General features: G+C 37.0%; 11 protein-coding genes. 10 read left to right on the top strand and 1 reads right to left on the bottom strand.

The window, feature by feature from the left end:
- The first annotated feature begins 13 nt into the window (after positions 1-13).
- From rbsK to inhA2, 7 genes are all read left to right on the top strand, one after another.
- A complete protein-coding gene (gene rbsK / locus AC1DS7_RS15440) occupies positions 14-910 on the top strand; it encodes a ribokinase (RefSeq protein ID WP_002140386.1) in 897 nt (298 codons plus the stop codon).
- Complete coding sequence (rbsD, locus tag AC1DS7_RS15435) at positions 907-1,302, top strand: D-ribose pyranase (RefSeq protein ID WP_002125248.1); 396 nt, start codon at positions 907-909, stop codon at positions 1,300-1,302. Before rbsK ends, rbsD begins: the two co-directional genes overlap by 4 nt.
- Positions 1,303-1,320: 18 nt before the next feature.
- Positions 1,321-2,805 (top strand): ribose ABC transporter ATP-binding protein RbsA, encoded by a 1,485-nt coding sequence (gene rbsA, locus AC1DS7_RS15430; RefSeq protein WP_002140387.1) that lies wholly within the window; start codon positions 1,321-1,323, stop codon positions 2,803-2,805.
- Positions 2,806-2,808: 3 nt separating this feature from the next.
- The gene (locus tag AC1DS7_RS15425) at positions 2,809-3,744 is read left to right on the top strand and encodes an ABC transporter permease subunit (RefSeq protein WP_001074640.1); all 936 of its coding nucleotides are present in this window, start codon (positions 2,809-2,811) and stop codon (positions 3,742-3,744) included.
- Positions 3,745-3,758: 14 nt separating this feature from the next.
- Positions 3,759-4,682 carry a ribose ABC transporter substrate-binding protein RbsB gene (gene rbsB, locus AC1DS7_RS15420; RefSeq protein WP_002090926.1) on the top strand — a complete coding sequence of 308 codons (924 nt, stop codon included), beginning with the start codon at positions 3,759-3,761 and terminating at the stop codon, positions 4,680-4,682.
- Between the two features lie 38 nt (positions 4,683-4,720).
- Positions 4,721-5,368: a fructose-6-phosphate aldolase gene (gene fsa / locus AC1DS7_RS15415; protein WP_000667669.1), complete on the top strand. Its 648-nt coding sequence runs from the start codon at positions 4,721-4,723 to the stop codon at positions 5,366-5,368.
- 298 nt (positions 5,369-5,666) lie between these two features.
- Positions 5,667-8,057 (top strand): M6 family metalloprotease immune inhibitor InhA2, encoded by a 2,391-nt coding sequence (inhA2, locus tag AC1DS7_RS15410; RefSeq protein ID WP_012260315.1) that lies wholly within the window; start codon positions 5,667-5,669, stop codon positions 8,055-8,057.
- Between the two features lie 284 nt (positions 8,058-8,341).
- On the opposite strand, the gene AC1DS7_RS15405 is transcribed toward inhA2, so the two are convergent.
- On the bottom strand, positions 8,342-9,496 hold the full coding sequence (locus AC1DS7_RS15405) for an MFS transporter (protein ID WP_002140391.1): 1,155 nt from the start codon (positions 9,494-9,496) through the stop codon (positions 8,342-8,344).
- A gap of 226 nt (positions 9,497-9,722) precedes the next feature.
- Here AC1DS7_RS15405 and bdhA point away from each other — a divergent pair, with 226 nt between their 5' ends.
- The 3 genes from bdhA to cerA all read left to right on the top strand — a co-directional run bounded on the left by bdhA (position 9,723) and on the right by cerA (position 12,354).
- A complete protein-coding gene (gene bdhA / locus AC1DS7_RS15400) occupies positions 9,723-10,775 on the top strand; it encodes a (R,R)-butanediol dehydrogenase (RefSeq protein WP_000645834.1) in 1,053 nt (350 codons plus the stop codon).
- 118 nt (positions 10,776-10,893) lie between these two features.
- Complete coding sequence (locus AC1DS7_RS15395) at positions 10,894-11,238, top strand: potassium channel family protein (protein WP_000948238.1); 345 nt, start codon at positions 10,894-10,896, stop codon at positions 11,236-11,238.
- A gap of 264 nt (positions 11,239-11,502) precedes the next feature.
- Positions 11,503-12,354, top strand: a complete 852-nt coding sequence (gene cerA, locus AC1DS7_RS15390) for a phospholipase CerA (RefSeq protein ID WP_002029789.1) — start codon at positions 11,503-11,505, stop codon at positions 12,352-12,354.
- Positions 12,355-12,428: the final 74 nt, after the last annotated feature.

Here is a 12,428-nt window from a genome sequence, read left to right as displayed (position 1 = left end):
GGAGATGAGACAGATGCCAAATATTGCAGTAGTAGGTAGCATTTCAATGGACTTAGTGGCTGTTTCAAAAATACGGCCGAAAGCAGGAGAAACAGTAATTGGTGAAGCGTTTCATACGATACCAGGAGGAAAAGGGGCCAACCAAGCAGTTGCTGCAGCTAGATTAGGAGCAAATGTAGCGATGGTTGGTGCAGTAGGAAATGATGATTACGGAACAGTAGTTAGAAAAAATTTGGAGAACGAACGCATTTTTATCGACTATGTGGTACCGGTTACAGATAGGACGACAGGAATCGCTCATATCGTTTTAGCAGAAGAGGATAACAGTATTGTTGTCGTACAAGGAGCAAATGCTCTTGTAAATGAGTCGATTGTAGATCGTTCAAAAGACCTTCTTGTAAAAGCAGATATGGTTGTTCTTCAACTAGAGATTCCGCTTGAAACAGTAAAATACGTTCTGGCTATTTGTGAGGAGCATAACATTCCAGTTATGTTGAATCCGGCTCCAGCACAAATCTTATCAGAAGATATTTTAGAAAAAGCGACTTATATTACGCCGAATGAACATGAATGTCGCATCGTATTAAATGATTTCACATCACCAATTGAAGAGTTACTTGCGAAATATCCAAATAAGCTATTGATGACGGAAGGGTCTAACGGTGTTCGTTTCCATAACGGAACGGAAGTTGTTCAAGTTCCAAGTATTGCTGTAGACGTAGTAGATACGACTGGAGCTGGTGATACATTTAACGGCGCGCTAGCAGTTGCACTTTCTGAAGGAGAAATACTTCAAAAAGCAATTCGTTTTGCGAACATTGCTGGTGGTCTTTCTGTAACGAAACTTGGGGCACAGGGCGGTATGCCAACAAGAGATAGAGTACGTGAAGTGCAGGTGATTGTCGGATGAAGAAACACGGTGTATTAAATAGTGAAATTGCGGCGGTCCTTGCTTCACTTGGACATACAGATACGATTGTAATTGCTGATTGCGGGTTACCTATTCCTGATGGAGTAAAACGAATTGATTTAGCAGTTGAAATCGGAAAACCTAGTTTTTTAGACGTATTACAAGTAGTTGCTGATGATATGGCAATTGAAAAAGTGATGTTAGCAGAAGAAGTTATTATAAATAATGCAGAGGTAAATAAAGAAGTTGAGATGCGATTAATAGAGCCAGCATTTGAATATGTGTCTCATAAGGAATTTAAAGAGCATACAAAGAGAGCGAAGGCGATTATTCGTACAGGAGAAGCAACGCCTTATGCGAATGTTATTTTACATGCAGGCGTGATTTTTTAATAAAGGGATGTGATGAGAATGCATATTGAAATGAAGAACATTTCAAAAGCGTTCAGTGGTAATCCTGTTCTAAAAAACGCACAGTTTATGATTGAAACAGGAGAAGTCCATGCATTGATGGGGGAAAATGGAGCGGGGAAATCGACGCTCATGAAGATTTTAACAGGTGTATATAAAAAAGACAGTGGAACAGTCATGATTGATGGGAAAGAACGAACTTTTAAAAATGCGAAAGAAGCTGAAGAGTATGGTATTGCATTTATCCATCAAGAGTTGAACATATTACCGAATTTAACGGTAGCTGAAAATATGTTTCTTGGAAAAGAGTTAATGTATGGGAAAACGGGCATTTTACGTACGCGTCAAATGAATGCGATTGCCCAGCAACAATTAGCAGATCTTGGTCTACATGTGAGAGGTGCTATGCTAGCAGGTGAATTATCAGTTGGACAACAGCAAATTATTGAAATTGCTAAAGCATTAATGACAAAGGCGAGCGTTATTATTATGGATGAACCTACAGCGGCATTAACAGATCGCGAAATTGAAACTCTGTTTATTGTTATTAATAAATTGCGTAAAGAGGGCGTTTCATTCGTTTATATTTCACACCGGATGGAAGAAATTTTTTCAATATGTGATGCTATTACGATTTTGCGTGATGGAGAATATGTAGGGAAAAGATTAATTCCAGAAACGTCATTTGATGAAGTAGTTAGCATGATGGTGGGCCGCAGTATTGGTGAACGTTATCCAGAACGAAATAGTCAAATTGGCGAAGTGATTTTTGAAATGCGAAACGGAACGAAAAAAGGAAAATTTGAAAATGTTTCGTTTCAAGTTAGAAAAGGTGAAATCCTTGGTGTTGCGGGCTTGATGGGAGCTGGTCGCACGGATATTATGAAAGCAATATTTGGATATGAACCGCTCGATTCAGGAAAAATTTTCATGAATGGACAAGAAGTAAAAATTGATAGTCCAATTGATGCGATTAGACAACGAATTGCCTTTATTACAGAGGATAGAAAATCTGAAGGGCTTGTGTTAGATTTTTCGATTCGTGAAAATTTAGCTTTACCAAATTTAGAAAGTCTTTCAAAGGGAAGCGTGGTTAATAAAGGTTTAGAACGGCAATTTACAGAGGATATGATGAAGCTTCTTAATGTGAAAGCAGCAAACGGAGAGCAAGCTGTCAAATCTCTTTCTGGTGGAAATCAGCAAAAGATTGTAATTGCAAAATGGTTAGGTATTCATCCGCAGTTACTCATTTTAGATGAACCAACGAGAGGTGTAGATGTTGGGGCTAAAAAAGAAATTTACTCTATTATGAATAAGCTTACCGAGCAAGGAGATGCCGTTATTATGGTATCGTCTGAGCTTCCAGAAGTTTTAGGAATGAGTGATCGAGTTCTCGTCATTCATGAAGGGAAAATCGGTGGTATTTTAGAGAAAGATCAGGCATCGCAAGAGTCTATTATGGCACTAGCTACAGGGGGAGAGTAAGATATGGCTAAGAAGGGGAATGTATTACAACAACTTGGTTCTTTAATTGGATTAGTATTAATTATCGTAGTAATTACAGCTTTAAATCCAGCATTTATTGAAATTCCAAATTTATTTAATATACTGCGCCAAGTATCGATTAATGCACTCATTGCATTTGGAATGACCTTCGTTATTTTAACAGGGGGTATTGACTTATCGGTAGGTTCTATTTTAGCATTATCAAGTGCACTTGTTGCCGGAATGATGGCAAGTGGCATGGATCCGTTCCTTGCAATGGCAGTTGGATTATTAGCAGGTCTTGCAATGGGGATTGTAAACGGTATCATTATTGCGAAGGGAAAAGTAGCTCCGTTTATTGCAACTTTAGCAACAATGACTATTTTTCGCGGGTTGACGCTTGTTTATATGGACGGACGTCCGATCACTGGTCTTGGTGATCATTTAATGTTCCAAATGTTTGGCCGTGGTTATTTCCTTGGTATTCCTGTGCCAGCCGTTACAATGATGATCGCTTTTGCAGTACTGTACTTTATTTTAAAGAAAACAACGTTTGGTCGCCGTACGTTTGCGATTGGTGGAAATGAAGAAGCGGCAGCTTTATCAGGTATTAATGTTACGAGAATTAAAGTAATGATTTACGGTCTTTCCGGAATTTTGGCAGCGCTTGCAGGTATTGTCTTAACATCAAGGTTAGATTCTGCACAGCCGACTGCTGGTACTTCTTACGAATTGGATGCAATTGCTGCAGTTGTGTTAGGAGGAACGAGTCTTTCAGGTGGAAGAGGATGGATTGTTGGTACATTCATCGGTGTGCTTATTATTGGTGTACTAAATAACGGTTTAAATTTATTAGGTGTATCTTCTTTCTTCCAACAAGTTGTAAAAGGACTTGTAATCTTACTAGCTGTACTAATTGATCGTCGAAAAGAAGCGTAATGGAGGGGCAATTCATGAAAAAATGGTTACTGATACTCGTTGCATGTATCATGGTAGTTACTGCTGGTTGTTCAATGGAACCACCAGAATGGGCAAAGGATTCTAGCGATAAAGGTCGAAATAAAACTATTAAAGTTGGATTTTCTGTTTCAACTTTAAATAATCCATTTTTCGTCACGTTGAAAAAAGGTGCAGAAAAGAAAGCAAAAGATAGCGGCATTGAATTAATTGCTGTTGATGCACAAAATGATGCAGCGAAGCAAACAAACGATGTTGAAGATTTAATTCAAAAAGGTGTCGATGTAATTGTTATTAATCCAACCGACTCAGATGCTGTTGCTTCAGCGGTAAGTGCAGCCAATGCAGCCAATGTTCCTGTTATTACAGTAGACAGAGTTGCAAATTCAGGTAAAGTTGTTTCTCACATAGCTTCCAACAATGTAGAAGGTGGTCAAATGGCTAGTGATTACATTCGGGAAGTAGTTGGTGAAGGAACAAATGTCGCTGAGTTAGAAGGAATACCTGGATCGTCTGCTGCTCGTGAGCGTGGGAAAGGATTCCATAACGTAGCTGATAAGTCTTTAAAAGTAGTAGCAAAACAAGCAGCTGATTTCGATCGTGCAAAAGGGTTATCCGTTATGGAAAATATTTTGCAAGCAAATAGCGATATTAAAGCGGTATTTGCTCATAATGATGAAATGGCATTAGGCGCAATTGAGGCATTAAAATCTGCTGGTAAAACGGATGTAGTCGTTGTTGGATTTGATGCAACGGATGATGCTGTAAAAGCGGTTAAAGATGGGCGTATGGCAGCAACAGTCGCTCAAAAACCGGAATTAATCGGAGAGAAGGCGATGGAAACAGCAAAAGAGATAACACAAGGTAAAAAAGTGGACAAATTTATTCCGATTGAATTAGAGCTTATTAAGAAAAAATAAATAAATATAAAATGAAAATTAGGAAGGAAGAATAACAAATGAAATTTTTTATTGATACAGCAAACATTAACGAAATTAAAGAGGCAAATGCATTAGGCGTAGTAGCTGGAGTAACGACAAACCCATCACTTGTAGCAAAAGAAGGCGTAGATTTCCATGAGCGTATTCGTGAAATTTGCAGCTTTATTGAAGGACCTGTAAGCGCAGAAGTAATTAGCTTAGAAGCTGACAAAATGATTGAAGAAGGAAAAGAGTTAGCAAAAATCGCTCCAAATGTTGTTGTAAAAGTTCCAATGACAACAGAAGGCTTAAAAGCAGTAAAAGCATTCTCAGATTTAGGAATTCGTACAAACGTTACATTAGTATTCTCAGCAGTGCAAGCATTACTTGCAGCTCGCGCTGGTGCGACATACGTTTCACCGTTCTTAGGTCGCCTAGATGATATCGGTCATAACGGTATGGACTTAATTCGCCAAATCGCAGAAATCTTTGCAATTCACGGCATTGAAACAGAAATCATTGCAGCATCTGTACGTCATAGTGTTCACGTAACAGAAGCAGCATTAAACGGTTCACATATTGCAACAATCCCAGCAAACGTAATCGCTTCATTAGTGAAGCACCCATTAACAGATCAAGGAATTGAGAAATTCTTAGCTGATTGGGAAAAAACACAAGAGAAATAATACGAAATGGAGAACCCAAGTTTAATTAACTTGGGTTCTTTTTTTGTTTGAAAGAATTTTCATGCAATTGTGCATATTGTCTTTTAAATTTTTAATATAAGCTATTTAATATATACAAATCACTCTTTATTTTTCACATTTCGACATAAAAAGATAGAGGGTCTGACCAGAAAACTGGAGGGCATGATTCTATAACAGAAAGCTTATTTCTTATAGAATCATGTCTTTTATTATACAAGGGAGGATAGATTACATATTTTTATCTGAAGTTTAAGATTGATACAAGGGGATGATTAAAATGAGAAAAAAAGCGCCATTTAAAGTGTTGTCATCATTAACGATCGCAACACTCATCGGATGCTCAGCTGTAATGAGTGCTCCGTTAGCATATGCAGAAACGTCAGCAAAAGAAGGTGTGTCTACAACGCCAATTGATCATAACTTAATTCAAGAAGATCGTTTAGCGGAAGCGCTGAAAGAAAGAGGAACAATTAATCCAGCATCGTCTAAAGAAGAGACAAAAAAGGCCGTAGAGCAATATATTGAAAAGAAACAAGGGGATCAGGCGAATAAAGAAATTCTTCCCGATGCGAATCAAGAAGCATCTGATTTCGTGAAAAAGGTAAAAGAGAAGAAGATGGAAGAAAAGGAAAAAGTAAAGAAAGCTGAAAAAAATGTTAGCCCTGAGCAAAAGCCAGAGCCAAATAAAAAGCAATTAGATGGGAAAGTTCCAACTTCTAAGGCGAAACAAGCTCCATATAGTGGACCTGTCCGCAATGATAAAGTGTTAGTGTTACTCGTTGAATTTAGTGATTATAAACATAATAATATTGAGCAAACACCAGGTTATATGTATTCGAAAGACTTTAGTAGAGAACATTATCAAAAAATGTTATTTGGTAATGAGCCTTACACATTATTTGATGGTTCGAAAGTAAAAACATTTAAGCAATATTATGAAGAACAGTCTGGCGGTAGTTATACGACGGATGGATATGTAACAGAGTGGTTAACTGTTCCAGGTAAAGCCGCTGATTATGGTGCTGATGGTAGTAGCGGTCACGATAATAAAGGACCAAAAGGTGCGCGTGATTTAGTGAAAGAAGCATTAAAAGCTGCAGCGGATAAAGGATTAGATTTATCTCAATTTGATCAATTTGACAGATATGATACAAATGGTGATGGTAATCAAGATGAATCTGACGGTGTAATTGATCATTTAATGGTAATCCATGCTGGTGTTGGTCAAGAAGCTGGTGGCGGTAAATTAGGTGATGATGCGATTTGGTCACATCGTTCAAAATTAGCAACAGATCCAGTAGCGATTGAAGGTACAAAATCAAAGGTAGATTACTTTGGTGGAAAAGTAGCGGCTCATGATTACACAATTGAACCAGAAGACGGTGCAGTAGGTGTGTTTGCACATGAATTTGGACATGACCTTGGCTTACCGGATGAATATGACACGAAATATACTGGAACTGGTTCACCTGTTGAAGCGTGGTCATTAATGAGTGGAGGTAGCTGGACAGGAAAAATCGCAGGAACAGAGCCAACTAGTTTTTCACCACAAAATAAAGACTTCTTACAAAAGAATATGGGTGGAAACTGGGCAAAAATTTTAGAAGTAGATTACGATAAAATTAAGAGTGGTGTAGGCGTTCCTACATATATTGATCAAAGTGTTACGAAATCCAATCGTCCAGGCGTTGTACGTGTTAACTTACCAGGTAAAAGTGTTGAAACAATTAAACCGGAGTTTGGAAAGCATGCATATTATAGTACAAGAGGAGATGATATGCATACGACATTAGAAACACCATTCTTTGATTTAACAAAAGGAACAAATGCGAAATTTGATTATAAAGCGAATTATGAACTAGAAGCAGAGTGTGATTTCATCGAAGTACATGCTGTAACTGAAGATGGAACGAAAACATTAATTGATAGATTGGGAGAAAACATAGTCCAAGAAGATAAAGATACAACAGATGGAAAATGGATTGATAAATCATACGATTTAAGTCAATTTAAAGGGAAGAAAGTTAAACTACAATTCGACTATATTACAGATCCAGCTTTAACATATAAAGGTTTCGCAATGGATAATGTAAATGTAACAGTTGATGGACAAGTAGTATTTTCAGATGACGCAGAAGGACAGTCTAAAATGAAGTTAAATGGATTCGTTGTTTCTGATGGGACAGAACAGAAACCCCATTATTATTATCTAGAGTGGAGAAACTATGCTGGGTCAGATAATGGATTAAAAGCAGGAAAAGGTCCGGTGTATAATACTGGTCTTGTCGTTTGGTATGCAGATGATAGTTTCAAAGATAACTGGGTTGGGGTACATCCAGGTGAAGGCTTCCTTGGTGTTGTAGACTCTCATCCAGAAGCGTTTGTTGGTAATTTAAACGGGAAACCAGCGTATGGTAATACAGGCATGCAAATTGCAGACGCTGCCTTTTCATTTGATCAAACACCCGCATGGAGTGCAAATTCATTAACACGTGGACAGTTTAACTATTCTGGATTACAAGGTGTTACAACTTTTGATGATTCAAAAGTATATAGTAACAAACAAATTGCAGACGCGGGAAGAAAAGTTCCAAACCTTGGACTTAAATTCCAAGTTGTTGGACAGGCAGATGATAAGTCTGCAGGTGCTGTTTGGATTAAACGTTAATAACATAAAAGCACATTCTTCATATGAAGAGTGTGCTTTTTAATTTGTACATTAAGTTATTATTTTAGCTTATGTAATACAATTGTCTGTTCATATGTAGTGTATCAAATTATGTGGGTAAAGGAAATATTTCCGAGGAAATTGTCGAAGTATCGTCGGTATTTATAGACTTTCTTTTTTAAAGGAAGAATGTAGTATTGCTTTTATATGTAAGTTTATTTACAGTATTACTTGGTTATATGCAAAAGTAATATATATTAGGCGAAAAAAAGACAATGATGGAATTAACCCATCATTGTCTTTTTTACTTTGCTTCTTACAAAAATCATTCCAGCAAATGTTAACAAGAATGCAGTTCCGATAACGAAGCTAGCGCTAGGTGATGCTCCGATTGCTCCGACTGTAAAGGAGCCAGCAACAACTCCTAACGAGAAGAATGCATAAAACAATCCGAATGCTTTCCCTCGGTTACTATCTGTTGTATTTTCAACAAGTAAAGCATTAATTGCTGGGAAGAGGATAGCGAATCCAATTCCATAAATTATCATAACGATAAAGAGCATGCCTTTTGTTGCAAATAATCCGAGTAAAGATAACGCTAGTGCCATTACTGCAATCCCGATTAGCATTAGTTTGGAACGATTAAATCGATCGTAAATGCGATTTGTTGGCAGTAAGAAGAAGAGGATAGCGGTAATTCCGAATACACTTAACATCATGCCTGTTGTAGATGCTTTAAGTGCTAATGCCTCAACTTTTACTGGTAACATATAAGTGACAATCCCTTGTGAAAACATTAGTGTGAAAGCACCAATATATGCTTGTAATAACGGTTCTGATTTCAATAGTTCAATCATATCTTCTTTGTTCATCATTTGTGTTCTTGATGTATCTTTTCTTGATACGTTATTTGGTAAGAAGAATAGAGATACGATTGTACCAAGGACCATTAAAATAGAAATAGTAATGAACACCCACTCTATACCAGCTGTTGCTTTCATAATGCCGCTGAAAGCAGGTCCTACGATTGCAGCTGTTCCAACAGCGGCACCAGATAGAGCCATTGCTTTACCTTGCCTTGCTGAATTCGTTTGCTTTGATAAAAACGTAAAGGCAGCAGGAATTAAAAATCCGTCACTAAAACCGTGCATAAAGCGCACAACTAATAGTTGTTCACCACTTTGAACAACGGTGTATAACAAGACTATGAAACTCGTAATTCCCATGCTTATATAAAGGATTTTTTTTGCACCAAATTTATCGACAGCGGCTCCAGCGATAATATTACCGATCATATTAGCGAATGAGTACATACCGATAACTAGCCCGATAACAAGAGGGGTTCCTCCAAGACTTTGAGCGAAAGTACTCATAATAGGTAATTGTGAAAATGTATCTAAAAACGCTACGATAACAATAAAGTAAATAAAATATTTCAAGCGATATTCACCTCTCCTATGCTATTATGGCATAATGCTAATTTCAACCGCAATGAAATTAGCATTAACAGATGTGGAAAAAAGTACAAAGTGACAAAATATTGAACGTTATTTGTTAAAATTTAGTGGAAATGAGATTGTTTTTTTGAAATATATGGATGGAAGTATTATAATAGATTTGTAAACTTCACCAGGTTAAGTATATACGTAGAGAGGGATGGATAAAATGAAAGCACTACTTTGGCATAATCAACGTGATGTACGAGTAGAAGAAGTACCAGAACCAACTGTAAGACCAGGAGCAGTTAAGATTAAAGTTAAATGGTGTGGTATCTGCGGAACAGACTTGCATGAATATTTAGCAGGACCTATTTTTATTCCAACAGAAGAGCACCCATTAACACACGTAAAAGCACCGGTTATTTTAGGTCATGAGTTTAGTGGTGAGGTAGTTGAAATCGGTGAAGGCGTTACTTCTCATAAAGTGGGAGATCGCGTCGTTGTAGAACCAATTTATTCTTGTGGTAAATGTGAAGCTTGTAAACACGGACATTACAATGTTTGTGAACAACTTGTTTTCCACGGTCTTGGCGGAGAAGGCGGCGGTTTCTCTGAATATACAGTAGTACCAGAAGATATGGTCCACCATATTCCTGATGAAATGACGTATGAACAAGGTGCACTTGTAGAACCAGCAGCAGTAGCAGTTCATGCAGTACGTCAAAGTAAATTAAAAGAGGGGGAAGCTGTAGCGGTATTTGGTTGTGGTCCGATTGGGCTTCTTGTAATCCAAGCAGCAAAAGCAGCAGGAGCAACTCCTGTTATCGCAGTGGAACTTTCTAAAGAACGTCAAGAGCTAGCTAAATTAGCAGGTGCTGATTACGTATTAAATCCAGCAACTCAAGATGTACTAGCAGAAATTCGTAACTTAACAAATGGTTTAGGTGTAAATGTGAGCTTTGAAGTAACAGGTGTCGAAGTAGTACTTCGTCAAGCGATTGAAAGTACAAGCTTTGAAGGACAAACTGTAATTGTTAGTGTGTGGGAAAAAGATGCGACAATTACGCCAAACAATCTTGTACTAAAAGAAAAAGAAGTTATTGGTATTCTTGGATACCGTCATATCTTCCCAGCTGTTATTAAATTAATTAGCTCTGGCCAAATTCAAGCAGAGAAATTAATTACGAAAAAAATCACAGTAGATCAAGTTGTTGAAGAAGGATTTGAAGCACTTGTAAAAGATAAAACACAAGTGAAAATTCTTGTTTCACCTAAATAATAGAGAATAGTAAAAAGTAGCCCTTTTCTAGAAATAGAAGAGGGCTACTTTTTTTCTATACAGAAAGGTGATAGACTTTCCTTTAACTACAGGTATTTTGTTTGGAAGGGGAAGTCTAATGCTTTCATTTATGTTGACATTGAAACGGATGCTAAAAGCTTGTTTACGAGCGTGGAAAGATAAAGAATTTCAAGTATTATTCGTATTAACATTTTTAACATTAACATCAGGTACGATTTTTTATAGTACAGTTGAAGGATTACGTCCTCTTGACGCCCTATATTTTAGTGTGGTCACGTTGACGACTGTCGGTGATGGGAATTTTAGTCCGCAAACTGATTTCGGAAAGGTATTTACGATCTTATACATATTTATCGGGATTGGATTAGTGTTTGGATTTATTCATAAGTTGGCAGTTAATGTACAGCTGCCAAGTATATTATCGAAAAGAAAAAAAGAGTAAAGCATGTGGATGCTTTACTCTTTTTTTACATTAGTTTAGACAATCATTTGCAGTAGCTTAACAATACTTTATTACAATGTAAGTGTATTCATTCATTATATTCACTATGTATAAAGTTATAATGATATGAACATTTGCATATTTTAATTTATTGATAGAAATTTCATGAAAGGTGGGATATTCTAGTCATAGGTTAACCAGACGATATCATAGGATCCTAACAAAAAGTTTACAATAATTCAATTAAAAAATGGAGGATTTTATATGAAAAAGAAAGTACTTGCTTTAGCAGCGGCTATTACATTAGTAGCTCCGTTACAAAGTGTTGCATTTGCTCATGAAAATGATGGGGGAAGTAGAATAAATATAGTTCACCGCTGGTCTGCTGAAGATAAGCATAAAGAAGGCGTAAACTCTCATTTATGGATTGTAAACCGTGCAATGGATATTATGTCTCGTAATACAACACTTGTAAAACAAGATCAGGTTGCACTATTAAATGAATGGCGTACGGAGTTAGAGAACGGTATTTATGCTGCTGACTATGAAAATCCTTATTATGATAATAGCACATTTGCTTCACACTTCTATGACCCTGACAATGGAAAAACTTATATTCCATTTGCAAAGCAGGCAAAGGAAACTGGAGCTAAATATTTTAAATTAGCAGGTGAGTCATACAAAAATAAAGATATGAAACAAGCATTCTTCTATTTGGGGTTATCTCTTCATTATTTAGGGGATGTAAATCAACCGATGCATGCGGCAAACTTTACAAATCTTTCTTATCCACAAGGGTTCCATTCTAAATATGAAAACTTTGTAGATACGATAAAAGATAATTATAAAGTAACGGATGGAAATGGATATTGGAACTGGAAAGGTACAAATCCAGAAGATTGGATTCATGGAGCGGCAGTAGCTGCGAAACAAGATTATTCTGGCATTGTAAATGATAATACGAAAGATTGGTTCGTGAAAGCAGCTGTATCACAAGAATATGCAGATAAATGGCGCGCTGAAGTTACACCAATGACAGGTACGCGATTAATGGATGCACAACGTGTTACTGCTGGGTACATCCAGCTTTGGTTTGATACGTACGGAAATCGTTAAATATTTGAAAAAGGTCAAATCTCAGAATAGAGTATTTGGCCTTTTTATCACTACACAGTACATGGAGGTATGAA

The organism is Bacillus sp. P4_E1, assembly GCF_056401715.1.
The sequence above is the reverse complement of the archived record's forward strand: the minus strand, read 5'-3'. Positions and strand labels throughout refer to the sequence as shown.